The organism is Pseudomonas cuatrocienegasensis, assembly GCF_900110925.1.
GTDB lineage: Bacteria > Pseudomonadota > Gammaproteobacteria > Pseudomonadales > Pseudomonadaceae > Aquipseudomonas > Aquipseudomonas cuatrocienegasensis.
This window is the reverse complement of record NZ_FOFP01000011.1, coordinates 112,879-137,403: the sequence shown is the minus strand read 5'-3', so window position 1 is coordinate 137,403 and position 24,525 is coordinate 112,879. Positions and strand designations below refer to the sequence as shown.

Annotated in this window: 21 protein-coding genes; 4 read left to right on the top strand and 17 right to left on the bottom strand. The window is 58.1% G+C overall.

What is annotated here, in order from left to right; genetic code table 11:
- The 14 genes from BMW49_RS16000 to rpmH form a co-directional block, all read right to left on the bottom strand.
- On the bottom strand, nt 1-537 hold the full coding sequence (locus BMW49_RS16000) for a F0F1 ATP synthase subunit delta (protein ID WP_069519394.1): 537 nt from the start codon (nt 535-537) through the stop codon (nt 1-3).
- 12 nt (nt 538-549) lie between these two features.
- On the bottom strand, nt 550-1,020 hold the full coding sequence (locus tag BMW49_RS15995; RefSeq protein WP_069519393.1) for a F0F1 ATP synthase subunit B: 471 nt from the start codon (nt 1,018-1,020) through the stop codon (nt 550-552).
- A 90-nt stretch (nt 1,021-1,110) separates the two neighbouring features.
- Complete coding sequence (gene atpE, locus BMW49_RS15990) at nt 1,111-1,350, bottom strand: F0F1 ATP synthase subunit C (protein WP_069519392.1); 240 nt, start codon at nt 1,348-1,350, stop codon at nt 1,111-1,113.
- Nucleotides 1,351-1,420: 70 nt separating this feature from the next.
- Nucleotides 1,421-2,239 (bottom strand): F0F1 ATP synthase subunit A, encoded by an 819-nt coding sequence (atpB, locus tag BMW49_RS15985; RefSeq protein ID WP_069519391.1) that lies wholly within the window; start codon nt 2,237-2,239, stop codon nt 1,421-1,423.
- A gap of 24 nt (nt 2,240-2,263) precedes the next feature.
- Entirely contained in the window at nt 2,264-2,653 is a 390-nt protein-coding gene (locus tag BMW49_RS15980; protein WP_069519390.1) for a F0F1 ATP synthase subunit I, read from the bottom strand.
- A gap of 149 nt (nt 2,654-2,802) precedes the next feature.
- The gene (locus BMW49_RS15975) at nt 2,803-3,675 is read right to left on the bottom strand and encodes a ParB/RepB/Spo0J family partition protein (protein ID WP_069519389.1); all 873 of its coding nucleotides are present in this window, start codon (nt 3,673-3,675) and stop codon (nt 2,803-2,805) included.
- An 11-nt stretch (nt 3,676-3,686) separates the two neighbouring features.
- Nucleotides 3,687-4,475 (bottom strand): ParA family protein, encoded by a 789-nt coding sequence (locus BMW49_RS15970; RefSeq protein ID WP_069519388.1) that lies wholly within the window; start codon nt 4,473-4,475, stop codon nt 3,687-3,689.
- Nucleotides 4,468-5,136, bottom strand: a complete 669-nt coding sequence (gene rsmG / locus BMW49_RS15965; RefSeq protein ID WP_069519387.1) for a 16S rRNA (guanine(527)-N(7))-methyltransferase RsmG — start codon at nt 5,134-5,136, stop codon at nt 4,468-4,470. The genes BMW49_RS15970 and rsmG overlap by 8 nt, the downstream gene beginning before the upstream one ends.
- Nucleotides 5,136-7,028 carry a tRNA uridine-5-carboxymethylaminomethyl(34) synthesis enzyme MnmG gene (mnmG, locus tag BMW49_RS15960; protein WP_069519386.1) on the bottom strand — a complete coding sequence of 631 codons (1,893 nt, stop codon included), beginning with the start codon at nt 7,026-7,028 and terminating at the stop codon, nt 5,136-5,138. Before mnmG ends, rsmG begins: the two co-directional genes overlap by 1 nt.
- A 1,035-nt stretch (nt 7,029-8,063) precedes the next feature.
- Nucleotides 8,064-9,431: a tRNA uridine-5-carboxymethylaminomethyl(34) synthesis GTPase MnmE gene (gene mnmE / locus BMW49_RS15955; RefSeq protein WP_069519385.1), complete on the bottom strand. Its 1,368-nt coding sequence runs from the start codon at nt 9,429-9,431 to the stop codon at nt 8,064-8,066.
- A 138-nt stretch (nt 9,432-9,569) separates the two neighbouring features.
- Nucleotides 9,570-11,306: a membrane protein insertase YidC gene (gene yidC / locus BMW49_RS15950; protein WP_069519384.1), complete on the bottom strand. Its 1,737-nt coding sequence runs from the start codon at nt 11,304-11,306 to the stop codon at nt 9,570-9,572.
- A 2-nt stretch (nt 11,307-11,308) separates the two neighbouring features.
- On the bottom strand, nt 11,309-11,554 hold the full coding sequence (gene yidD / locus BMW49_RS15945; protein ID WP_069519383.1) for a membrane protein insertion efficiency factor YidD: 246 nt from the start codon (nt 11,552-11,554) through the stop codon (nt 11,309-11,311).
- The gene (rnpA, locus tag BMW49_RS15940; protein WP_069519382.1) at nt 11,547-11,951 is read right to left on the bottom strand and encodes a ribonuclease P protein component; all 405 of its coding nucleotides are present in this window, start codon (nt 11,949-11,951) and stop codon (nt 11,547-11,549) included. The genes yidD and rnpA overlap by 8 nt, the downstream gene beginning before the upstream one ends.
- Nucleotides 11,952-11,963: 12 nt before the next feature.
- Complete coding sequence (gene rpmH / locus BMW49_RS15935; RefSeq protein ID WP_003213577.1) at nt 11,964-12,098, bottom strand: 50S ribosomal protein L34; 135 nt, start codon at nt 12,096-12,098, stop codon at nt 11,964-11,966.
- Nucleotides 12,099-12,620: 522 nt separating this feature from the next.
- On the opposite strand from rpmH, the gene dnaA reads away from it, so the two are divergent.
- The 4 genes from dnaA (at nt 12,621) to gyrB (ending at nt 18,942) form a co-directional block, all read left to right on the top strand.
- Nucleotides 12,621-14,114 carry a chromosomal replication initiator protein DnaA gene (dnaA, locus tag BMW49_RS15930; protein WP_069519445.1) on the top strand — a complete coding sequence of 498 codons (1,494 nt, stop codon included), beginning with the start codon at nt 12,621-12,623 and terminating at the stop codon, nt 14,112-14,114.
- Nucleotides 14,115-14,300: 186 nt separating this feature from the next.
- Nucleotides 14,301-15,404 carry a DNA polymerase III subunit beta gene (dnaN, locus tag BMW49_RS15925; RefSeq protein ID WP_069519381.1) on the top strand — a complete coding sequence of 368 codons (1,104 nt, stop codon included), beginning with the start codon at nt 14,301-14,303 and terminating at the stop codon, nt 15,402-15,404.
- Between the two features lie 12 nt (nt 15,405-15,416).
- Nucleotides 15,417-16,520: a DNA replication/repair protein RecF gene (gene recF / locus BMW49_RS15920; RefSeq protein WP_069519380.1), complete on the top strand. Its 1,104-nt coding sequence runs from the start codon at nt 15,417-15,419 to the stop codon at nt 16,518-16,520.
- A 4-nt stretch (nt 16,521-16,524) separates the two neighbouring features.
- Entirely contained in the window at nt 16,525-18,942 is a 2,418-nt protein-coding gene (gene gyrB, locus BMW49_RS15915) for a DNA topoisomerase (ATP-hydrolyzing) subunit B (protein ID WP_069519379.1), read from the top strand.
- A gap of 223 nt (nt 18,943-19,165) precedes the next feature.
- On the opposite strand, the gene BMW49_RS15910 is transcribed toward gyrB, so the two are convergent.
- The 3 genes from BMW49_RS15910 to BMW49_RS15900 are packed head-to-tail and all read right to left on the bottom strand — an operon-like array spanning nt 19,166 to nt 24,387.
- On the bottom strand, nt 19,166-19,753 hold the full coding sequence (locus BMW49_RS15910; RefSeq protein WP_069519378.1) for a hypothetical protein: 588 nt from the start codon (nt 19,751-19,753) through the stop codon (nt 19,166-19,168).
- Entirely contained in the window at nt 19,746-23,180 is a 3,435-nt protein-coding gene (locus tag BMW49_RS15905; protein WP_069519377.1) for a type I restriction endonuclease subunit R, read from the bottom strand. The genes BMW49_RS15910 and BMW49_RS15905 overlap by 8 nt, the downstream gene beginning before the upstream one ends.
- Nucleotides 23,167-24,387, bottom strand: coding sequence for a restriction endonuclease subunit S (locus tag BMW49_RS15900; protein ID WP_244168364.1), 1,221 nt, complete (start codon nt 24,385-24,387; stop codon nt 23,167-23,169). The genes BMW49_RS15905 and BMW49_RS15900 overlap by 14 nt, the downstream gene beginning before the upstream one ends.
- Between the last annotated feature and the right edge of the window lie 138 nt (nt 24,388-24,525).

Sequence of the window (24,525 nt, the reverse complement as noted above, 5' to 3'; positions counted from 1 at the left end):
TCAGGATTTCAACGCTTCGGCCAGCTTGTTCAGTTTGCCGCGGACCGAACTGTCGATAACCAGGTCACCGGCACGAATCAGCAAACCGCCGATAAGGGCAGGATTGACGACCGGCTTGGGCTGGACAGTTCGATCAAGCCGCTTGGAAAGGGCGGCAGCCAGGGTAGTTAGTTGCTCCGCCGTCAGCTCGAATGCCGTTTGCACCTCAACGTCGAGGGTGCTTTCGGCCTTGGCTTTCAGGGCGGTGAATTGCTCGAGTACGACCGGGAGCAGCGACAGACGATCATTGCTGCTCAAGGTGGCGAGGAAGTTGACGAAGTTAGCGTCAACGTAATCAGCGCAGACCTGGCTCAACACGGCGACTTTCTGGTCGCTGGTCAGCGCGGGGTTGACCAGTTGCCGAGCGACTTCGGGGGTCTGCACGGCAGCAGCCGAAAAAGCCAGCATCGACAACCAGGCGTCAGCCTGACCGGCACTGCTGGCAAATTCAAAAGCGGCTTTGGCGTAGGGCCGACCCAGCGTAGTGGTATTGATCATCGCTCGCCTCGCTTAGAGTTGGGAGGCCAGTTTTGCGACCAGGTCATTGTGCGCTGCGCCGTCCACGGACGACTCGAGAATCTTCTCGGCACCGGCTACGGCAAGTGCCGACACCTGAGCACGCAGTTGATCCTTGGCACGATTCACTTCCAGCTCAATTTCAGTCTTGGCGCCGGCAATCAGCTTCTCACCTTCGGTGCGAGCTTGATTCTTGGCATCTTCAACGATCGAGTTGGCGGTTTTGTTCGCACGATCAATGATTGCAGCGGCCTGCTCTTTGCTCTCGCGGAGCAGTTGAGCGGCACGTTCCTGGGCAAGATGCAGGTCACGCTCAGCGCGGCCAGCGGCATCCAGACCTTCGGCAATTTTCTTCTGGCGTTCCTGCATGGCCTGCGTCAGCGGCGGCCATACGTACTTCATGCAGAACCAGACGAAAATAGCGAAGGCAATCGTTTGACCGAACAGGGTCAGGTTTATGTTCACAGCGATTTACCTCGTGCTATCACGTATGACGCGGGTCAATTTCACAGCCATGGGGATTCACAAACGCGAATCCCGCAATCTGGAAACTGATCAGGCACCAGCAGCCGGGGCAACCACGAAGATCAGGTACATCGCGATACCAACACCGATCATCGGAACGGCGTCGAGCAGACCGGCCATGAGGAAGGTCTTGGTTTGCAGCTGAGCACCCAGCTCAGGCTGACGGGCAGTGGATTCCAGCAGCTTGCCGCCCAGCAGGGCGAAGCCGATACCAGTACCCAGTGCACCCAGGCCGATCATGAGGGCAGCAGCGATATAGACGAGTTCCATAAATAAAGCTCCAGAGTTTTCAGAAGTTAAGGGTTAGTGTGTTGAACAGGTTGCTGGCGTCATGTTGCTATCAGTGATGATCTTCGTGCGCTGCACTCAGATACACCACCGTCAACACCATGAAAATGAACGCCTGCAGCGGGATCACCAGGATATGGAAGATCGCCCATGGCACGTTGAGCCCGAACTGAAGGTAGAAGGGCAACAGCGCGATCAGGATGAACACCACTTCGCCGGCATACATGTTGCCGAACAGTCGCAGGGCCAGGCTCAGCGGCTTGGTCAGCAGGCCGATAAGCTCGAGGAAAAGGTTGAACGGAATCAGGGCCCAGTGGTTGAACGGGGTGAAGGACAGTTCCTTGGCGAAGCCGCCGATCCCCTTGACCTTGATGCTGTAGAAGATGATCAGGATGAACACGCCCAGGGCAATACCGAAAGTGCCGTTCGGATCGGCTGTGGGCACGATCTTGAAGTACTCGAGACCCAGCGCATAAGCCAGACCGGGAATGTAGTCGACCGGAATCCACTTCAGGCTGTTCATCAGGAAGACCCAGACGAAGATCGTCAGGGCCAGCGGCGCGACCAGGGAATTGCGACCGTGGAAGGTGTCCTTGATGATGCCTTGAACAAACTCGATGGCCATCTCGGCAACGTTCTGCAGGCGACCCGGCACACCCTGGGTGGCCTTGCTGGCCGCCAGACGGAACAGACCCAGAAAGATCAGGCCCATGAATACCGACCAGCCCATGGTATCCACATGCACGGCCCAGAAGCCCATCTGGGCAACGTCTTCAGGAGTCTGAGCAAGGATCCAGCCCTTTTCAGGGTGTTCACCGTAGACCAGGTTTTGTAAGTGATGCTGGATGTACTCTGCCGGGGTGTTTGCCATAAACGCCTCAAACGCTCTAATGCTTCAGAAATTTTTTATCAGGAGTGGAGCGCTGGCCGCCGCCGCAACCGCTAGCAGATAACTGCCGAACAAGGCCGCGACATTCACCTGAGCGATCCCCACGAACACCAGTGCAAACAGCACTGCCGTCAAAATCCATTTACCCATCGCCCCGGACCACATGGACTGGACGATGTCTCTTGCCGAACGCGCGCCAAAGTAACGAAAGGCTTTGTAGACAAAAAACGCGTTGGGCAACAGGGCGATCAAACCGCCCAGTAGCGCTGAAAACCCAGCATTCGTTCCGCCACCCAGAGCAAATCCCAGGGCAACCAACAGGCTGACAATCGCCTGAATGCGCAGCACCGGAAAACCGGGTTGCCGGGTGAATGGCGTCTTGTTGCGGATGGCCATTGCAATGAACCCCGGATCACGCTGCAAAAAACGAGCACATAGAGCGCATACCAAAAGAGCGCGGCGAGTATAGGTGCAGGCCTATTACCGATCAACCGCACTGTAGTACCGGTCGCCCGATACTACATACGTAAAGTTGTCCAAACATTTCAGCGGATGTGAGCGAGCACACCCTGAAGTTCATCCAGCGAGCTGTAACGGATCACTAATTGACCCTTGCCCTTACTGCCATGCTTGATTTGCACCGGAGAGCCCAGCCGCTCTGCGAGGCGCTGTTCGAGGCGGCTGATATCCGGATCGGTCTTGGTTACCGCTGCCGGCTTCTCTTTGCTGTTGAGCCACTGGCGAACCAGGGCTTCGGTTTGGCGAACCGTCAGGCCTCTTGCGACAACATGTCGCGCCCCTTCGGTCTGCTGTTCGGCGGGTAAACCGAGCAGAGCGCGGGCATGCCCCATCTCCAGATCACCATGGGACAGCAGGGTCTTGATCTCTTCCGGCAGGGCGATCAGGCGCAGCAGGTTGGTGATGGTCACCCGCGACTTACCCACAGCTTCGGCGACCTGCTGCTGGGTCAGTTGGAACTCCTGCTGCAGGCGCTGCAACGCCATGGCTTCTTCGATGGGGTTGAGGTCTTCACGCTGGATGTTCTCGATCAGCGCCATGGCAATCGCGGCTTCGTCGGGCAAATCGCGAACCATCGCGGGGATACGTTCCAGACCTGCCTGTTGCGAAGCGCGCCAGCGGCGTTCACCGGCAACGATTTCAAAGCGCCCAGCAGCAATCGGGCGAACCACGATAGGCTGCAGAACGCCCTGAGAGCGGATCGATTGCGCCAGCTCTTCCAGCGCCGTCGGGTCCATATCGCGACGGGGCTGATACTTGCCGCGCTGGATCAGGTCCAGGGGCACGTACTGCAGCTCGCGCTGGTCCACCTCGGCCGCTTCTTCCTGCAGGGCAGTAATGGTCTTACCCCCCAGCAGAGCGTCCAGGCCTCGTCCCAGACCACGTTTCTTGGCAGCCATGCGGAAATTCCTTATGCAGTTGCGGGGCGAGGGGCCGCGCGCTGGCGGCGGACCAGTTCGCCAGCCAGCGCCAGGTAGGCGATGGCCCCACGGGATTGCTTGTCATAGACCAGCGCCGGCATGCCGAAACTCGGCGCTTCGGCCAGGCGCACGTTACGCGGGATCACGGTTTGGTAGAGCGTGTCGGGGAAATGCTGTTTGAGCTGCGCCGACACGTCGTTGGTCAGGCTGATGCGCGGGTCGTACATGGTGCGCAGCAGGCCTTCAATCTTCAGGCTCGGGTTGAGCAACTTGCCAATGCGCTGGATGCTGTTGACCAGGTCGCTCAAGCCTTCCAGCGCGTAGTACTCGCACTGCATGGGGATGATTACGCCATCGGCGGCGACCAGGGCATTGATGGTCAGCATCGACAGCGCCGGCGGGCAGTCGATCAGGATGAAATCGTAGTTTTCGCGGATCGGCGCCAGGGCATCGCGCAGACGGCTTTCCTTCATCTGCACGTTCAGCAGGCTGACTTCGGCGGCCGTCAGGTCGCGGTTGGCTGGCAGCAACTGGTAGCCGCCGTGCTCGGAAAACTGCATGGCCTCGAGTAAATTGCAGTCGCCGACCAGCACGTCGTAAATCGAGTGCTCCAGGGCGTGTTTATCCACACCACTGCCCATGGTCGCGTTGCCCTGGGGGTCGAGGTCGATCAGCAGCACGCGTCGCTTGGTCGCCACCAGTGAGGCGGCCAGGTTGATGCAGGTGGTGGTCTTGCCAACCCCGCCTTTCTGGTTGGCGATTGCGAATACTTTAGCCATGCAGCGTTCCCCCCTGAACCAAGCGCCGCAGTATCAGCAGATGGCGCTGACCTTGGCAACCGGGAACCTTGAGCACATGGCTGGCGGCCAGGCTGAAGTCGTCTGGCAAGGCCTGCAGCTCATCATCCGGATGCACGCCTTTCATCGCCAGCCACTGGGTCTGTTCATCACCGAGATGGCGGGTCCAGGTACTGAAATCGTGCAACGAGCTGAATGCCCGTGAACAAATACCGCTGAATGGCTGCGCGGGGGTGAAGGCTTCGACCCGGCTGTGGATAACTTCAAGGTTATCCAGCTTGAGCTCGAGTTTGACCTGGGTGAGAAAGCGCGTTTTCTTGCCATTGGAATCGAGCAGGGTAAAACGCCGCTCGGGGAACAGAATGGCCAAGGGCACTCCAGGCATCCCGCCACCGCTGCCGACGTCCAGCCAGTTATCCCCAGCCTCGGTCACATAGGGCACGACACTCAGGCTGTCGAGCAGATGCCGCGAAACCATCTCGTCAGGGTTACGCACCGCAGTCAGGTTGTACGCCTTGTTCCACTTGATCAGCAGAGCCAGGTAGGCCAGCAATTGCCCATGCTGTTGTTCGGTCAGGACTACGCCCAGTTGCTGGGCGCCACGGCTGAGTTCTTCGGCATGTTGCGGGGTGACCAAGGACATCAGGCGCTCTGCTCCAGCTCGCGGGCGGCGCCGCGTTTTTTCAGGTGAATCAGCAACAGGGAGATCGCTGCCGGGGTGACGCCAGGGATGCGTGACGCCTGGCCAAGAGTCTGCGGCCGAGTGGCGCCGAGTTTGTGCTGGATTTCCTTGGACAGCCCGGAAATCGACGCGTAGTCGATATCCACAGGCAGTTGGGTGTCCTCACTGGCGCGCAGACGAGCGATTTCCTCCTGCTGGCGTTCGATGTAGCCGGCGTATTTGGTCTTGATCTCGACCTGCTCGGCCACCTGCACGTCATCGGCACCGCCGCCAGTCAGGGCGACCAGCCCGGCGTAATCGATTTCCGGGCGGGCGAGCAGGTTGAGCAGGTTGTATTCATGGGTCAGTGGCGTGCCGAAGTGCGCAGCAATGGCTTCGCCTTGCTCGGTGCCAGGGCGTACCCAGGTGCTCTTCAGGCGCTGCTCTTCCCGGGCAATGCCTTCGCGCTTGGCTTCGAATGCCGCCCAGCGCTGCTCATCGACCAAGCCCAGCTCACGGCCCTTCTCGGTCAATCGCAGGTCGGCATTGTCTTCGCGCAGGATCAAGCGGTATTCGGCCCGCGAGGTGAACATGCGGTACGGCTCCTGGGTCCCCAGGGTAATCAGGTCATCGACCAGCACGCCGATGTACGCCTCGTCGCGACGCGGACACCAGCTGTCTTTGCCCTGGGCACGCAGCGCGGCGTTGGCGCCCGCGAGTAGACCCTGAGCGCCGGCTTCTTCGTAACCTGTGGTGCCGTTGATCTGCCCAGCGAAGAACAGCCCTGCGACCACTTTGGTTTCCAGGCTGTACTTGAGGTCCCGCGGATCGAAGTAGTCGTACTCGATGGCGTAACCCGGCCGCACGATATGGGCATTTTCCATACCGCGAATGCTTTGCACGATCTGCAGTTGCACGTCGAACGGCAAGGAGGTGGAAATCCCATTGGGGTACAGCTCATGGGTGGTCAGGCCTTCCGGCTCGATAAACACCTGGTGGCTGTCCTTGTCGGCGAAGCGGTGGATCTTGTCTTCGATCGATGGGCAGTAGCGCGGGCCAACGCCTTCGATCACGCCGGAGTACATCGGCGAGCGATCGAGGTTGGCGGCGATGATTTCATGGGTACGCGCGTTGGTGTGGGTAATCCAGCAACTGACCTGACGCGGTTGTTGCTCTGGACGACCCAAAAATGACATCAGCGGCGTCGGCGTATCACCCGGCTGCTCGGTCATTTTTGAATAGTCGACGCTGCGTCCATCGATGCGCGGGGGTGTACCGGTTTTCAGGCGACCCACGCGCAGTGGCAATTCGCGCAAACGCTGCGCTAGGGCAATCGAGGGTGGATCGCCGGCACGGCCACCGGAGTAGTTCTGCAGACCTATGTGGATAAGTCCGCCGAGAAAGGTGCCTGTGGTCAATACGACTGAGTCAGCGAAGAAACGCAGGCCCATCTGGGTAACTACGCCTTTCACTTCGTCCTGCTCGACGATCAGGTCATCCGCGGCCTGCTGAAATATCCACAGGTTCGGCTGGTTCTCGAGAATTTCACGCACCGCTGCCTTGTACAGCACACGGTCAGCTTGAGCACGGGTGGCCCGCACCGCTGGGCCTTTACGGCTGTTGAGCACACGGAACTGAATACCGCCCTTGTCGGTGGCCAGTGCCATGGCACCGCCTAGCGCGTCGATTTCCTTGACCAGATGGCTTTTGCCAATGCCGCCGATGGCCGGGTTGCAGCTCATCTGCCCGAGGGTTTCCACGTTGTGCGTAAGCAGCAGGGTTTTTACACCCATGCGTGCAGCCGCCAGTGCGGCCTCGGTACCGGCATGACCGCCGCCGATGACGATCACCTGAAAACGGGAAGGGAAATCCACCACGCACCTCGTGCCTGTTGAGAAATGGGGGGCTTTTTTACGTAGAAAAGCTGCGAAGCCGGCAAGTATAGGGCGTTCCCCTAGGTGAAAGAAGCCTTTTGCACAAAAAGTAGCCAACCGGTGGTCATCGCGCTTTCCCAGTGGATAACTCAGGCAGTTAACAAGATTAAAAGAATGAATTTTTAAAGATCCTTGTTTTTATGTTTATTACTTATGCCGCACTTTTCTGTGGATAGATTACTAAGAGCCAGCATTCATGGACTGTACAGCGTTTCAAAAGGTTGTGCTGAAGCCGGGCTGCGCCTGTTCAGTTGCAGTCCGTAAGCTGTGGATGGAATAGGTACTTATCAACAGGAGCGTTTATCCTCCGTTTTATCACCGGCTTATGGACTGGGCTTAGGCCTGGTTTTCCACAGGGCTTATCCCGGCAAATAAATGCTGTGGAGCGATCGCTACAAGCCAGTATTGGTCTGGTTTTAACCACGCAGGCGTATTTCTGCCGCGAGCATTCAGCAGAATAGGCGTGGGGATAAACAGGCAAGCGGAGACGCTGCATGCCAGTGATTGGCTGCAGGTTGGGGATAAAAACTAGGCTATGTCTGAGTGAGCTGGTGATTTATGTAGGTGCGAATGTATTGGCGAAATTCGCGACACCACCGCGAATAAAAGCTAGGCGCCCCTGCTTTTCGTAGGAGCCGCGCCCCGCGGCGAAGCCATGGGCAACACCGAAGTCACTGAATGGTTGCAGTCGATTCGCCCCGAGGCGGGGCTATTACACCTGTACGGTGGTCATACTGCTGCTGCGTTATGGCCTGAGCAGGGTGCAACAGACTATTGGAACAGAGCCGTTTTTTATGGCGATGTCCTAGCTTTGTGTTGCATTCAGGGGCTGGGGTTCAACGGTAGAACCCTAGGGTGCGCCGTGCGCACCGCGACGCAGGCTGCAGACTCTTGGTGCGCGGCGCACCCTACTCGGCTACTCGTGACGCTAGTTCCCATGCAACACTCCATTGGGACAGAGCCAAAAACTAAGGGTCACTTGCCGATACAGAAGCTGGAGAAGATGCGCCCCAGCAGGTCGTCGGAGCTGAAGGCGCCGGTGATCTCACCCAAGGCCTGTTGCGCTTGGCGCAGGTCCTCAGCCAGCAGCTCGCCAGCGCCGGCACGGGTCAGTTGGGTGTGCCCGTGTGTGAGATGGCTGGACGCCCTGCGCAGTGCATCCAGGTGACGACGGCGGGCACTGAAGCTGCTCTCGGCGGTTTGCTCATAGCCCATGCAGGCTTTCAGATGATCACGCAGCAGATCGAGGCCCTGGGCCGAGCGGGCGCACAGGGTAATGGTCACCAGACCATCAGCTGCGGTCTGCAGGGCAACAGGCTCACCGGACAGGTCCGCTTTGTTGCGGATCAGCGTCACCTTGGCCGGGTCCGGGCGGGTGTCGAGAAACTCCGGCCAGAGCGCGAAGGGATCTGCGGCGTGTTTGGCACTGCTGTCGACCACCAGCAGAATACGGTCGGCATTGCCAATGGCCTGGACCGCCCGCTCCACGCCGATGCGCTCGACCTGGTCCTGGGTGTCACGCAGACCCGCCGTATCAACCACATGCAGCGGCATGCCATCGATGTGGATATGTTCGCGCAGGACATCACGGGTGGTACCGGCAATCTCGGTGACGATGGCCGCCTCGCGACCTGCCAGCGCATTGAGCAGGCTGGATTTGCCGGCATTGGGTCGGCCGGCGATGACCACGTTCATACCGTCGCGCAGCAAGGCGCCCTGGCCGGCTTCCCGCTCGACTGTGGATAAGTCATGTTGCACGCGCTCCAGCATGCTCAACACATGGCCATCGGCGAGAAAGTCGATCTCCTCCTCAGGGAAGTCGATTGCAGCTTCGACATAAATACGCAGGTTGATCAATGCCTCGGTAAGGGCGTGGACCCGTTGCGAGAAGGCGCCCTGCAGGGAGCGCAGGGCGTTGCGTGCAGCCTGTTCCGAACTGGCCTCGATCAGGTCGGCGATTGCTTCGGCCTGAGCCAGGTCCAGCTTGTCGTTGAGAAAGGCCCGTTCGCTGAATTCCCCAGGGTTGGCTAGCCGTGCACCGAGCTGGATACAGCGCCGCAGCAGCAGATCGAGGACCACCGGGCCGCCATGGCCCTGTAACTCCAGCACATCTTCACCGGTGAACGAATGCGGGCCCGGAAAGAACAGCGCCAAGCCTTCATCCAGCACCTGATCTGCCTCGGCATGGAACGGCCCGTAGTGGGCATAACGCGGGCGCAGGCTGCGCTGGCAGATCTGCTCGGCCAGCGTACGCGCCAAGGGCCCGGAGACTCGCACGATGCCCACTCCACCCCGGCCCTGAGCGGTAGCGACGGCGGCAATGGTGTCACGGGCAGGGTGCATGGTTGAACTCCAGCTTGTGGATAACGATAACGGCGGTCATCCCCGTATATTGGGCTGCTGCCATAACAACTCATTGCGAACATAGCAAAACGCCCCTGGGCAGGGGCGTTCTGATTCAAGTGTCGAGCTGTGGATAAATCAGCTCTCAGCAGCCTTGGTAGCGGCTTCGATCTTGCGAGTAATGTACCACTGCTGTGCGATCGACAAGACGTTGTTGACCACCCAGTACAGCACCAGGCCAGCAGGGAACCACAGGAAGAAGAAGGTGAAGATGATCGGCATCAGCTTCATCACCCGAGCCTGCATGGGGTCCGGCGGCGTTGGGTTGAGCTGCTGCTGGATAAACATGGTTGCGCCCATGATGATCGGCAGGATAAAGAACGGGTCTTTGATCGACAGGTCAGTTATCCACAGCAACCAGGGTGCCTGGCGCATTTCCACGCTTTCCAACAGCGTCCAGTACAGTGCCAGGAATACTGGCATCTGCACCAGGATCGGCAGACAGCCGCCCAGCGGATTGATCTTCTCCTTCTTGTACAGCTCCATCATCGCCTGGGACATCTTCTGGCGATCGTCACCGAACTGCTCTTTCAGGGCAGCCAGTTTCGGCGAGACGGCGCGCATGCGGGCCATCGACTTGTAGCTGGCGGCCGACAGTGGGAAGAAGATCAGCTTGATGATGATGGTCAGAACAATGATCGACCAGCCCCAGTTACCCAGCAGGCTGTGGATATGTTCCAGCAGCCAGAAGATCGGCTGGGCAAGGAACCACAGGATGCCGTAGTCGACGGTCAGTTCGAGACCTGGAGACAGGGTTTTCAGGTGGCCTTGCAGTTTCGGACCGGCATACAGAATTGCGCTGGTCTCGCCCTTGGCACCCGGTTCAACCTGCAGCGCCTGGCTGGTATAGCCAACGATGTAGTTGCCTTGGGAATCTTTACGGGTCTGCACACTGTTGGTGCTGTCGGCAGTGGGAATCCAGGCAGTGACGAAATAGTGTTGCAGCCAGGCAACCCAACCACCTTGTACGGTTTCTTTAAACGGCTGCTTGTCGATGTCCTTCATGGACACTTTTTTGTACGGCTCGTCAGGAGTCCAGACGGCGCCGCCCAGGTAAGTTGCGGTGCCAGTGGCCGTGGTCGACGACGGATCACCACTGCTGTCCCGCTTGAGCTGGGCGTACATATTGCCGCTCCAGGCTTCGCCGCTCTGGTTATCCACAAGGTAAGCCACATTCACCTGATAGGACGCCGGGTTTACACAGCCAGGCTTTTTCAGTTCCTGCTCTTTCGCTGAGCACTCATCGTTCAGCCCACGGGTGAAGGTAAAGCGCTTGATGTAGTTGACGCCCCCTTCACTGTGGGTCAGGTCGACCACCAACTGATCCTGACCATCGGCCAGTTGATACTGCTGCTGGGCACTTTTCCACAGGGCACGGCCGCTGGATTTATCCGGCGCGTTGCTGCCTATCAGGCCGCTCTGTGCCAGATAAGTGCGCTCACCACCGTTATCGAACAGTTGGAAAGGAACGTCTGGACGATCCTGACGACGGGGGTACTGGGGCAGATTGAGCTGCACCACATCACCACCACGCGGGTCGATGGCCAGATCAAGCACATCGGTCTTGACCCGGATCAGTTGATCACTGACCACTTCGGGCGCTACGGCACTCGCAGTGCTGGAGTCTGCCACTGGACTGGGCACGTCGTCGCTGGACGGTACATTCGCGGTATCCGGCAAGCTGGGAGCGGTGCTGTTCGCAGTGGCAGTCTGAGCAGGCAGTGCTGCCTGGCCGTAGTCCTGGTTCCATTGGAGAACCATCATATAGGACACGATTGCCAGGGCGACGATCAGGATCGAACGTTGAATATCCATGATTATTCGGCCATCGAAGAGGAACGGGAGTGTTTCGCGAGGGGAACCGGGTCGTAGCCACCGGGATGCCATGGATGGCAGCGGCCAAGCCGACGCAGGGTCAGCCAGCCACCGCGCATCAGGCCATGTTGATCAATGGCTTCATGCGCGTAGCAGGAACAACTCGGGTAGAAACGACAATGACTGGCCATCAGGGGACTGATGGCGTAGCGGTAAACCTGAATGGTAGCGAGCGCCAGTTTACGCATGGGGACTGTCGTCCACCCCCGAGTGGGCAGGTGCTTGTGGGCTTGGCTTGCTGCGGCCCAGGCGCTTCCAGAGCTTGCCGAACTGGTGCGCCAGTTCGGTGTTCTCCAGATCGCCGAGCCCCTTACGCGCAACCACCACGATGTCCCAGCCCGCCAGATTGCTCTGGTTAAGGCGGAACGACTCGCGGATCTGGCGTTTCAGGCGGTTACGTTCAACGGAGAGCTTGACGCTCTTTTTGCCGATCACCAGCCCTAGTCGGGGATGATCAAGCGCGTTGTCACGAGCCAGCAGCAGGACATTTTTGCCCGGCGCTTTGCCGCTGGGGGAGTCGAAGACTGCCTTGAATTGCCGGGGTGTAAGCAGACGCTTTTCCCGGCCGAAGCCTCGACTCACCACAAGACTGGAAGCTTAGACGGCGAGGCGAGCACGGCCCTTGGCGCGGCGACGCGACAGGACTGCGCGGCCATTCTTGGTCGCCATGCGAGCGCGGAAGCCGTGGGTACGAGCGCGTTTGATAGTGCTGGGTTGGAAAGTACGTTTCATGGTGCGATACCTGGGTGGTCGACTACGGGCCGGAATGGCCCCCGTTTTAAGAGACCGGCGATTGTAGAGAAAGCCGAGGGTCAGGTCAATTTCCAACCAGTGCTTTGCTCGATAAAGCATATAAAGAAGAAAATCTTTTAAGAAAGCTTGTTGTGTTAATAACTCTTATACAGGCTATTTTCTGTGGATAACCATCTGAGGGCCTGGGCTACTAAGGTGTTCAGGGTTTCAAAAGGTTGTCTGAAAACTGGGCTGCAGGTGTGTGGGGGCGGCGGATAAGCTGGGGATTAAAAGCACTTTTATCCACATGGTAGGCTAGTAAGCGGTTATGCCCAGGTTTCTCCCCTGAGCTTAGGTGTTTTTATCCACAGGCCTTAGCGGGCTTGTTATGTGTATGCGATAAGCTATCCAAGGCATTGATTTTACGAGTGCCTCTCGTACTTTTCGTGTGGATAAGTCAGGTGCTCGCGGCTACAATGGCGGCTGTTTTTGTATCGCCGCCTTTCGATTTAGGGGATGTCCGTGTCCGTCGAACTTTGGCAGCAGTGCGTAGATCTTCTGCGCGATGAACTGCCTGCTCAGCAATTCAACACCTGGATTCGTCCGTTGCAGGTCGAGGCCGAAGGCGACGAGCTCCGCGTCTATGCACCCAACCGCTTTGTACTGGACTGGGTCAACGAAAAGTACCTGGGCCGGCTGCTCGAACTTCTTTCCGAGCGCGCCACTGGTCTTGTGCCTGCCCTTTCTCTATTGATAGGTAGCAAGCGCAGCTCCAAACCGCGGGCGGCACTTACGCATACCAGCGCTCCTGCGGCGCCTGCACCCACTCCGCGCAGTGACGCGGCAGAAGCCATTGCCGCTCAGGCGCCCAGAGCCGAAGTGGCTGATCACGGCAGCGAGCCTTCGCGCTCGAGCTTCGATCCGATGGCGGGCGCGTCCGCACCGGTGGCACCGGCCCGTGAGCGCTCGGTGCAGGTTGAGGGTGGCTTGAAGCACACCAGCTACCTCAATCGCACCTTTACCTTCGATAATTTTGTCGAGGGTAAATCGAACCAATTGGCGCGTGCTGCGGCCTGGCAGGTGGCGGATAACCCCAAGCATGGCTACAACCCGCTTTTCCTCTATGGCGGTGTGGGCCTGGGTAAAACCCACTTGATGCACGCTGTGGGTAACCATCTGTTGGCGAAAAATCCCAATGCCAAAGTGGTCTACCTGCACTCCGAGCGTTTCGTCGCCGACATGGTCAAAGCGCTGCAGCTCAACGCCATTAATGAGTTCAAGCGCTTCTACCGTTCAGTGGATGCGCTGCTGATCGATGACATTCAATTCTTCGCCAAGAAAGAGCGCTCCCAGGAGGAGTTCTTTCACACCTTCAATGCGCTGCTTGAAGGGGGTCAGCAGGTGATCCTCACCAGCGACCGCTATCCGAAGGAAATCGAAGGCCTGGAAGAACGTCTCAAGTCGCGCTTTGGTTGGGGCCTGACGGTGGCGGTGGAACCCCCCGAGCTGGAAACCCGCGTCGCCATTCTGATGAAGAAGGCTGACCAGGCCCGAGTCGAGTTACCGCATGACGCCGCGTTCTTCATCGCCCAGCGCATTCGCTCCAATGTGCGCGAGCTGGAAGGTGCACTCAAGCGGGTGATCGCCCACTCGCACTTTATGGGGCGCGATATCACCATCGAACTGATCCGTGAGTCGCTCAAGGACCTGCTGGCCCTGCAGGACAAGTTGGTCAGCATCGACAACATCCAGCGCACCGTGGCCGAGTATTACAAGATCAAGATCTCCGATCTGTTGTCGAAACGCCGTTCACGTTCAGTGGCGCGCCCGCGCCAGGTCGCCATGGCCCTGTCCAAGGAATTGACCAACCACAGCCTGCCGGAAATTGGCGATGCCTTCGGCGGGCGCGATCACACCACTGTATTGCACGCTTGTCGTAAGATTGCTGAACTTAGGGAATCCGACGCGGATATCCGCGAGGACTACAAGAATTTGCTGCGTACGCTGACAACCTAGAACCCGTTAAAGTCTGCTGCGCGTCGGCCCTGCTGCGTTAAAAACAGGCTCGGAATGCTCATGTACAAAAGTACAGTCGCCCGCGACTCCGACCATTCCTCGCCTGTTTTTGCCTTGCCGGACTCTAGCTCGCGAAACTTTAAACAGGTTCTAATTACGCAACTCCACGAGGCAAGGGACGAGACCATGCACTTCACCATTCAACGCGAAGCCCTGTTGAAACCCCTGCAACTGGTCGCCGGCGTCGTGGAACGCCGCCAGACCTTGCCGGTTCTGTCTAACGTGCTGCTGGTCGTCGAAGGCCAGCAATTGTCGCTGACCGGTACCGACCTCGAGGTCGAACTGGTGGGGCGCGTGGCTTTGGAAGATGCAGCGGAGCCGGGTGAGATCACCGTACCGGCGCGCAAGCTGATGGACATCTGCAAAAGCCTGCCCAGCGATGCCATGATCGACATCCGTGTCGACGAGCAGAAGTTGTTGGTCAAGGCTGGCCGTAGCCGCTTCTCCCTGTCGACGCTGCCCGCCAATGACTTCCCCACCGTGGAAGAAGGGCCGGGTTCGCTGACCTTTGATTTGGTCCAGGGCAAATTGCGTCGGCTTATCGAGCGCACCAGCTTCGCCATGGCCCAGCAGGATGTGCGCTATTACCTGAACGGCATGCTGTTGGAAGTACAGACTGGCGTACTGCGTGCCGTGGCGACTGACGGTCACCGCTTGGCCATGTGCGCCATGAGCGCTGCGATCGAACAGGTCGAGCGTCATCAGGTCATCGTGCCGCGTAAAGGTATCCTCGAACTGGCTCGCCTGCTCACCGAGCAGGACGGCAATGTCAGTATCGTGCTGGGTCAGCATCACATCCGCGCGACCACTGGTGAGTTCACCTTTACCTCGAAGTTGGTGGACGGCAAGTTCCCGGATTACGAGCGGGTGCTGCCTCGTGGCGGTGACAAGGTGGTCATTGCGGATCGCCAGGGGCTGCGTGAAGCCTTTAGCCGCACGGCAATTCTGTCGAACGAGAAGTACCGTGGTATACGTCTGCAACTGGCTAGTAGTCTGCTGAAGATTCAGGCTAACAACCCGGAGCAGGAAGAAGCGGAGGAAGAGATTGTCGTCGACTACACCGGCAGCACGCTGGAGATCGGCTTTAACGTCAGCTACCTGTTGGATGTGCTGGGTGTCATGACCACCGACCAGGTTCGTCTGATTCTGTCCGATGCCAACAGCAGTGCCCTGGTTCAGGAAGCCGACAACGACGACTCTTCCTACGTTGTCATGCCGATGCGTTTGTAAGCTTCTTCCTGAATGTCCCTTAGCCGTGTCACGGTCACCGGTGTGCGCAATCTGCAGCCGGTGACCCTCTCCCCCTCCCCGCGCATCAACATCCTCCACGGCGCCAATGGCAGCGGCAAAACCAGTGTGCTGGAGGCCCTGCACTTGCTTGGCCTCGCTCGCTCCTTTCGCAGTGTGCGTCTTGCCCCCGTTATCCAGTACGAACAACCCGCTTGCACGGTATTTGGCCAAGTGCAACTGGCGGATGGTCGTCAGAGTAATCTCGGTATTGCCCGTGAGCGCAATGGCGAGTTTCAGATTCGTATCGATGGGCAAAACGCGCGGAGTGCGGCGCAGCTTGCCGATGCCCTGCCCTTGCAGCTGATCAATCCGGACAGTTTTCGCTTGCTCGAGGGCGCGCCGAAGATACGCCGGCAGTTCCTCGACTGGGGAGTGTTCCACGTGGAACAACGGTTTTTGCCCGCTTGGCAGCGTCTGCAGAAGGCCCTGCGACAGCGAAACTCATGGCTGCGGCATGGTACACTTGACGGTGCTTCGCAGGCTGCCTGGGACCGTGAACTGTGCCTGGCAAGCGACGAAATAGATGGCTATCGACGTGCCTACATCAAAGCGTTGAAACCGGTTTTCGAACAGACCCTGAGCGAGCTAGTTGAGCTCGAAGGGCTGACGCTAAGTTATTACCGTGGCTGGGACAAGGACCGGGCATTGAGCGATGTGCTGAGTGCGTCGCTTGTTCGTGATCAGCAGATCGGTCATACCCAGTCCGGGCCCCAGCGCGCCGATCTACGTCTGCGCCTGGGTTCGCATAATGCGGCGGATATTCTGTCCCGCGGCCAGCAAAAACTGGTGGTATGTGCGTTACGTATCGCACAGGGCCACCTGGTTGATCAGGCCAAGCGTGGACAGTGTATTTACCTGGTGGACGACTTGCCGTCCGAACTGGATGAGCAGCACCGCGGCGCACTGTGTCGATTACTAGAAGATTTGCACTGCCAGGTGTTTATCACCTGTGTAGACCATGAATTGTTGAGGGAAGGCTGGCGCACGGACACGCCAGTTGCCATGTTCCACGTGGAACATGGCTGTATCACCCAGACCCACGACCACCGGGAGTGAAGGCATGAGCGACAACCAAACGTACGACTCCAATAACATCAAGGTCCTCAAGGGACTGGATGCCGTACGCAAGCGGCCTGGCATGTACATCGGCGATACCGACGATGGCAGCGGCCTGCACCACATGGTCTTCGAGGTGGTCGACAACTCGATTGACGAAGCGCTCGCTGGGCACTGCTCCGAGATCGTCATTACCGTTCACCCGGACGAATCGGTAAGCGTGCGCGATAACGGCCGAGGCATTCCGGTGGATATCCACAAGGAAGAAGGCGTTTCCGCAGCTGAAGTCATCATGACCGTGCTGCACGCCGGCGGTAAGTTCGACGACAACTCTTACAAGGTTTCCGGTGGCCTGCACGGTGTGGGCGTATCGGTGGTCAACGCCCTCTCCGAGAGCCTGCTGCTGACGGTTCGCCGTAGCGGTCATATCTGGGAGCAGACCTATGTGCATGGCGTGCCCCAGGAGCCGATGCGCATCGTCGGCGACTCCGACACCACCGGCACCCAGATCCATTTCAAACCCTCGGCCGAGACCTTCGCCAATATTCACTTCAGCTGGGATATCCTGGCCAAGCGTCTGCGCGAGCTGTCATTCCTCAACTCGGGTGTGGGCATCCTCCTGCGTGACGAGCGCAGCGGTAAAGAAGAGCTGTTCAAGTACGAAGGTGGCCTGCGTGCATTCGTCGAATACCTGAACGTCAACAAGACCGCGGTCAACCAGGTGTTCCACTTCACCATGCAGCGTGAAGACGGCATTGGTGTGGAAGTGGCGTTGCAGTGGAACGACAGCTTCAACGAGAACCTGCTGTGCTTCACCAACAACATCCCTCAGCGTGACGGCGGTACCCACCTGGCCGGTTTCCGCTCGGCGCTGACGCGTAACCTGAACACCTACATCGAGCAGGAAGGCCTGGCCAAGAAGCACAAGATCGCCACCACCGGTGACGATGCTCGCGAAGGTCTGACCGCCATCATCTCGGTCAAGGTACCGGACCCGAAATTCAGTTCGCAGACCAAGGACAAGCTGGTTTCCAGCGAAGTGAAAACCGCGGTCGAGCAGGAAATGGGCAAGCACTTCTCCGACTTCCTGCTGGAAAACCCCAACGAAGCCAAGGCCGTGGTCGGCAAGATGATCGACGCCGCCCGTGCCCGTGAAGCGGCGCGTAAGGCGCGTGAGATGACCCGCCGTAAAGGCGCGCTGGATATCGCGGGTCTGCCGGGCAAACTGGCCGACTGCCAGGAAAAGGACCCTGCCCTTTCCGAACTCTACATCGTGGAAGGGGACTCCGCGGGCGGCTCTGCCAAACAGGGCCGTAACCGCAAGACCCAGGCGATCCTGCCGCTCAAGGGCAAGATCCTCAACGTCGAGAAGGCGCGCTTCGACAAGATGATTTCCTCCCAGGAAGTCGGCACCCTGATCACAGCCCTGGGCTGTGGTATCGGCCGCGATGAATACAACATCGACAAGCTGCGCTACCACAACATCATCATCATGACCGACGCCGACGTCGACGGCTCGCACATCCGCACCCTGCTGCTGACGTTCTTCTTCCGTCAGCTGCCGGAGCTGATCGAGCGTGGCTACATCTATATCGCTCAGCCGCCGCTGTACAAGGTCAAGAAGGGCAAGCAGGAGCAGTACATCAAGGACGACGAGGCCATGGAAGAATACATGACCCAGTCGGCCCTCGAAGATGCCAGCCTGCACGTCAACGAAAGCGCACCGGGTCTGTCCGGTGGTTCGCTGGAGCGCCTGGTCAATGACTATCGCCTGGTGATGAAGACCCTCAAGCGTCTGTCGCGTCTATACCCGATCGAGCTCACAGAACACTTCGTCTACCTGCCGAGCATCAGCCTCGACAACCTGGCTGACCAGTCGACCATGCAAGCCTGGTTGAGCCTGTTCGATGCACGCTTGAAGACCATGGAAAAATCCGGCCTGGTCTATAAGACCAGCCTGCGTGAAGACCACGAGCGTCATCTGTGGCTGCCTGAGGTCGAGCTGATCTCCCACGGCAACTCCAGCTACATCACCTTCAACCGGGACTTCTTCGGCAGCAACGATTACAAGACGGTGACCAGCCTTGGCGATCAGCTCAACAGCCTGCTCGAAGAAGGCGCCTACGTGCAGCGCGGCGAGCGCAAGAAGCCGGTGAACACGTTCAAGGATGCCCTGCATTGGCTGATGACCGAAAGCACCAAACGCCATAGCATCCAGCGCTATAAAGGTCTGGGCGAGATGAACCCGGATCAACTGTGGGAAACCACCATGGACCCGGAAGTGCGCCGCATGCTCAAAGTGCGTATCGAAGATGCCATCGCCGCCGACCAGATCTTCAACACCCTGATGGGCGACGAAGTCGAGCCGCGTCGTGACTTTATCGAGACCAATGCCCTGGCGGTGTCTAACCTCGACGTCTGAGGTTGGATGTAGGCGGGCAAAGTTATTTGCCGTTTCGGCCAGAGTTAAGCGTATCGGCCAAAGTTAGTGGCTAGAAGAAAAAGAAACCCCAGTAGGTCATGTGCCTCCTGGGGTTTTCTTTAGGTGGGTTGAGCAGTGATCATGTCTGGCACCTCAGGAAGCCAATCAAGGCTCGGCAAAACAGCAGCCCTCCAGCGCCTTTCATTTCTATCCTGGCTCTAAATCATCGATGAAGATTCACATTAATGTGAACAACTCGAATTAGCTCTTGGCTCGTATGTCGGTGGTCGCTGATATACGCCCATTTCATCCGGTGATCGCATGTCATTCCTTCTTGATTTACAGGAAAGTCGATATCAGCCTTGGCTCGCAGCTTAACAACGATGTCAGAGATACCAGGCTTCTGGATGTATTCGACGACATACCCACGGCTTTGTCGCCCAGTGGAGTAGCGGGAAACCAGCTGTTGGATAGCCTGTACATGTTTAGCTGACCCTGCATAGATCTTTGCTTCGGCCAGACGTCGTTCAGAGGATTGAATGCTCTCAGATTTAATCGTCAGGTCAACGCGACCGTTGCTGTAGCCCTCACGCACTACAGAAAGGCCCGGCATGCTCAATGCAGCCGCCAAGAATGCGGACAGTTTTTCTTCTTTATCTGCCGTCAAGTGGTGCGCCTCAGCTTCCATACGCTGAATGCATTCCTCGAAATGGCGATCCAAAAAATCATCAAACTCATGCTCCGTTTTTGCTTGAAACAGTGTTCGCAAAACAGGAAACCAGTTGAACAATGTTTTCAGGCTGTCAGCCATGCATATTTCCTCTAGCATCCCTAAGAGCCCATTGGATTGACAGACGCTCTGCCCAATCACCTTCCCCTTGGTGTGAGGATGCCATGCGCCGCACCTCATCAAAATCCATCGGTAGGCGGGAGGTGGAGGAGTCTAAATTAAGAAACTCGCGACGAAAAATACCCACGTCGTTGGCAGACAGCACGTTCAAGACAGGGAACAAGATGTTGCTGACCGACAGCCCACTGAACTTCTCTATTACCACCAGATCAGAAAGACTCAAGTTTTCACAACTACTCTCTAAGCGCTCAAAAAGGGTATCAACCGCTCTCGACCAGATGTCTGCAACACCGAACCTTTCCTGTATCACCTTTAGGGCACGCGCCCTAAGCTGCCCACCGCTGCGCGCTCCATCGGCATTTTGGGATTGATAAGTCACATCAAAAACCATGTCCGTCAGCCAGCGTTTAAAGCTCGGGTTGTCGCTGAATTGCTTGAATAGCTCAGTGTGGTCAGACAGCAGCTCCAGCACGACACGATTGAGCGCTTTGTTGTGTTCCAACCTGGCGTTTTGCTTGTCGGAGTTCACCTGTGCGTTCCTGTAGGCCTTGTCCTTGGCCACGCGCGCGGGAATCTCTTCGGCGATGACCTTGCGGATTTTGTCCTCGTCCTTCCACTCGATGTTGCCGAACAAATCGTTGAAGGCCTTTATGATGTTCGACAGCCTGTCGATTTCGGGCTCACCGTTGCCGCCACCACCGCTCGGTGGAACAGGATCAAACGATGCATCGGTATCGTCCATCGCCATCTTGAGAGCCGCTTGCGCTTCTACGCGATAGCTATCCATGTCGACCGATTCCAGTACGCCTTTGGAGAGATCCTCCTCCTTGGGGGCGGGCAACTTCGGAATGAGAAAGTTTAGGAAGATCGACAGCTTCTCCCACGACGGATGGCCGTAGCTCAGGATTGCGGCAAGGAAGCCGTAACTACGCACAAATGCCTTGGCTTTACCCTTGAATTTCACCTGACCGTCTTCGTCTAGGTTTTCCTGGTACTCCTCCACGCAAGCGTCAAGAATTGGGTCGAGTTTGTCGCGATCTGCGCCGCCAAGGTAAAGCGCGACCAAGTCCTCAACCTGTTGCCAGCTATACACCTGCTGTCCGTCGAGCTCGGCTTTCAGGTCGTGCAGCTTGTTGGCATCGGTTTCCCCTGTCTGAATCGTGGCACGGTAGTAATCCTGAAATGCCGTCTTTACTGCCTCAGCGTTGTCCGCGAAGTCGAGCACGAAGGTGTCATGCTTTTGCGGATGGGCTCTGTTGAGGCGCGACAGGGTCTGCACTGCCAGCACGCCTGCCAATGGCTTGTCCACGTACATCGTATGCAGTAGGGGCTCATCAAAACCAGTGACGAACTTGTTTGCGACAATCAGGAAACGATACGGGTCTTGCTTGAGATTGACCGGGATGTCCTTGCTTGGGAAACCGTTGAGGTCAGCCTCGGTCTTTTTCTTGCCGCCGATCTCGAAGTCACCTGAGTACGCCACGATGGCCTTGTACGGGCTCTTGATCTGGGTGAGGTAGTCGGACACCTCGCGGTAATAGTCGATGGCACGTGCGATGCCGTTGCACACAATCATGGCCCGCGCCTTGCCGCCAATTTTGTGCTTGCCCGCTACCTGATCAATGAAGTGATCGATCATTATCTCGGCTTTACAGCGGATGGCCTTGTCGTGTGATTCGACGTAATGACGGATCTTCTTAAGCGCCTTCGCCTTGTCGAATTCGGGATCGCCTTCGACGGTCTTGGCGACTTGGTAGAAGCTATCGTAGCTGGTGTAGTTCTCCACCACGTCCAGGATGAACTTCTCCTGGATGGCCTGCTTGGTGGTGTAGGTCAGTTCTTCGGGCGAGCGGAATTCCACCTTGTCACCAACGAGAGTCTTCTCGCCGAACAACTCCAGCGTCTTGTTCTTGGGCGTGGCAGTGAACGCGAAGTAGCTGGCGTTGGCGAGCAGCTTGCGCGAAGCGATGCGCTTCTCGATCTCCGTGTTGACCGCATCCTGCGTGTTGTCCTCCTCGAACTCCTCCTCGGCGACCTTGCCGCCGAGGGCTTCGTGCATGCGCGCCGTGGTCTTGCCGCCTTGGCTGGAATGCGCCTCGTCGATTAACAGCGCGAAGCTCTTGCCGGAGAAGTCGCTCAGCTCATCGAGGATGAACGGGAATTTCTGCACCGTGGTAACGATGATCTTCTTGCCCCGGCGCAGGTACTCTCTCAGTTCCTGCGCGTTGTCGGAGTGGCCGAAGATCGCCGCAACGTGGTCGTAACCTTTGATGGTGCGGGCAATCTGCGTGTCCAGTGCACGGCGGTCGGTGATCACGATGATGGAGTCGAACTGAGCCGTCATCGGGTCATTCTTGCGGCGCAGCTCCACCAACTGGTGCGCCAGCCAGGCAATGGTGTTGCTCTTGCCACTGCCTGCCGAATGCTGGATCAGATAACGTTGGCCCACTCCGTCGGTATGGGCGCGGCGCAGCAGGGCACGCACTGTGCGCAACTGATGGAAGCGCGGGAAGATCTGTTTGCGCTTCTTGCGTTTCTTGCCGCTGGCGTCTGCTGCTTCCTCTTCCACCACCTGCGCGTAGCTTTCGATGATGTTGGCCAGCGACTCACGGGTCAGCACCTGCTTCCACAGGTAATCGGTCTTCAGACCATCTGGGTTGGGCGGGTTACCTGCGCCACTGTTCCAGCCTTGGTTGAACGGTAGGAACCATGACGCCTTGCCTTTCAGTTCGGTACAGAAGGCGGCCTCCGCGTCATCGACGGCGATGTGCGCTATGCAACGACCCAGCTGGAACAGCAGCTCCTGCGGGTTGCGCGTGGTCTGATATTGGACGACGGCGTCAGCCAGGGTCTGCTTGGTCAGCGAATTCTTCAACTCGAAGGTCAGTACCGGCAGACCATTGATGAAGATGGCCAAGTCCAGCTCGTTGCCTGAATCGTTGCTGTAGCGCACCTGCCGGGTGACGCTGAAGATGTTCTTGCCGAAGGCGTCTGCTGCGGCGGCGTTGCCCGGCGTGGGCAGCAGCTTGTAGAGATCGACGTGTACGGGCCCGTGGCTCACGCCCTTGCGCAGCACGTCTACCACGCCGCGCTTGGTGATCTCGCCTTGCAGCCGGTGCAGGAACTGGGTGCGCTTGATGCCGTCCGCCGCCAGTTCCAGAGTGTCTACTGCCTTGGGCTGGGTGGCCTGCAAGAAGGCCAGCAACTGCGTCACATCCAGCGCCACGTCGCGGTTGTAGTCGGTGGGTTTGCCCTGAACGTAGCCGTTGTGGGTGGAGGCGAAGTCCGTGGGTGCCAGCTCATGGCTGTACTCCGGCTGCGGCACACCGGTCAAGCCGCGTACCACTCGCGCCTCAAACCAGCGCTCGCTGGTGTCAGTCTTCGCCATCGCCATCCTCCTCTTCGGTCACATTTTCGTTTTCATCGCCCAGCGCGGCCAGCGCCGCGTCGTCCACCACGTCGTCCGGGCCGGGCTGCCAACCGCGCACATCCACTTGACCGGTGACCACATCGGCAATCAGGCGGTCGCGGTATTCGCAGATCAGCTTGATTTCCTCTTCCGTGCGGGTGATGGCGTCATCCAGCGGCTGGCATTCGTCGCTGATCCAGCGGCAGATGGCTTTTTGTTCTTCGATGGGAGGGACGGTGAACGGAACCGTCACGAGCTTTTCGCGCGTCAGGTGCGCGATGCTGACGCGGTTCACGATGGCATTGAAACGGCCACGCTTGCCATAGGCGAAAAACTGGTGAAACAGGAATTCCGGCAGCATCATCGGCTTGGCCGCAACGCGATGCACAGAGTTCTGGATGTAGCACTCCGGCAGTTCATCGTTCCAAATACAGGCCCGACCAACTTCTCCACCTTCGCTGACCAGCAAGTCACCCTTGCGAACGCGGAGCTGCGCCATCTCAGCTTTGGCTACCCACATCTCCTTCACGTCGCGCACATCGGGTTTAATCCACTGCACATTCGTGGAGCGCAGGTAGGGCTTGAAATCGCCATCGCCACCCTTGGCTTCCGTGGTCAGCATCTTGCCCAAGACCACGTTGGCCACGTTCTTCAGCCTTTGCACTTCCCAGTGTTCTGGCACCTCGCCTAGCCATTCGATACCGGATGCCTTCAGCGCCACAGATGAATCAAGGCCACGTGTTACGGCGTGGTCGATGATTCGCAGCTTCTGTTCGGTGAGCAGCTTGATGAGATCGCGCTTGGTCTTAATCAATCGGGCGATGTGTGCATCTTGTGCGCGAAGGTAGGCGACTATCTGGTCTTGCTCGGGGCGCGGGGGCACGAGCGAAGGCATCTGCTTAAAGGACTCCCAATACAGCCGGTTACGATCTGCCACAATGCCGCGCGAGAACTTGTTGACCTCCTGCATGTACGCCGCAGTACGGAACAAGTAGCTGTAGTAGCTGCTGTTGGCCTCGTCGTAGGGTTTCACCACGACATAGGCCGGGCTTACCAGTCCGTCGACTGGCGCGGGGCCGACCGCGCCTTGCCACATCCGCATCATGTTGTATGCAATGTCGCCCTTGGCTGCGCGTTTGTACTTCTCCTTCTGGCTCATCACCTGCTTGCGCTTCAGGTTTTCCATGTCTCGCACACGCACGCCTGTGCGCAGCGATACTTCCATAATGGGTAGGTCGGGAAAGCCTGTTTCGACGCGATGGCCGAAAAGGCGGCCATTACGCAGTACCTGCCAACCCTCCGGCAGCCGAGGAACCCAAGGCAA

Coding starts and splice junctions, on each gene's coding strand:
- BMW49_RS16000 (WP_069519394.1), bottom strand. CDS start 537: ATGATCAATACCACTACGCTGGGTCGGCCCTACGCCAAAGCCGCTTTT.
- atpE (WP_069519392.1), bottom strand. CDS start 1,350: ATGGAACTCGTCTATATCGCTGCTGCCCTCATGATCGGCCTGGGTGCA.
- atpB (WP_069519391.1), bottom strand. CDS start 2,239: ATGGCAAACACCCCGGCAGAGTACATCCAGCATCACTTACAAAACCTG.
- BMW49_RS15980 (WP_069519390.1), bottom strand. CDS start 2,653: ATGGCCATCCGCAACAAGACGCCATTCACCCGGCAACCCGGTTTTCCG.
- BMW49_RS15975 (WP_069519389.1), bottom strand. CDS start 3,675: ATGGCTGCCAAGAAACGTGGTCTGGGACGAGGCCTGGACGCTCTGCTG.
- BMW49_RS15970 (WP_069519388.1), bottom strand. CDS start 4,475: ATGGCTAAAGTATTCGCAATCGCCAACCAGAAAGGCGGGGTTGGCAAG.
- rsmG (WP_069519387.1), bottom strand. CDS start 5,136: ATGTCCTTGGTCACCCCGCAACATGCCGAAGAACTCAGCCGTGGCGCC.
- mnmE (WP_069519385.1), bottom strand. CDS start 9,431: ATGCACCCTGCCCGTGACACCATTGCCGCCGTCGCTACCGCTCAGGGC.
- yidC (WP_069519384.1), bottom strand. CDS start 11,306: ATGGATATTCAACGTTCGATCCTGATCGTCGCCCTGGCAATCGTGTCC.
- yidD (WP_069519383.1), bottom strand. CDS start 11,554: ATGCGTAAACTGGCGCTCGCTACCATTCAGGTTTACCGCTACGCCATC.
- rpmH (WP_003213577.1), bottom strand. CDS start 12,098: ATGAAACGTACTTTCCAACCCAGCACTATCAAACGCGCTCGTACCCAC.
- dnaN (WP_069519381.1), top strand. CDS start 14,301: ATGCACTTCACCATTCAACGCGAAGCCCTGTTGAAACCCCTGCAACTG.
- recF (WP_069519380.1), top strand. CDS start 15,417: ATGTCCCTTAGCCGTGTCACGGTCACCGGTGTGCGCAATCTGCAGCCG.
- gyrB (WP_069519379.1), top strand. CDS start 16,525: ATGAGCGACAACCAAACGTACGACTCCAATAACATCAAGGTCCTCAAG.
- BMW49_RS15910 (WP_069519378.1), bottom strand. CDS start 19,753: ATGGCTGACAGCCTGAAAACATTGTTCAACTGGTTTCCTGTTTTGCGA.
- BMW49_RS15905 (WP_069519377.1), bottom strand. CDS start 23,180: ATGGCGAAGACTGACACCAGCGAGCGCTGGTTTGAGGCGCGAGTGGTA.
- BMW49_RS15900 (WP_244168364.1), bottom strand. CDS start 24,387: ATGGAAAACCTGAAGCGCAAGCAGGTGATGAGCCAGAAGGAGAAGTAC.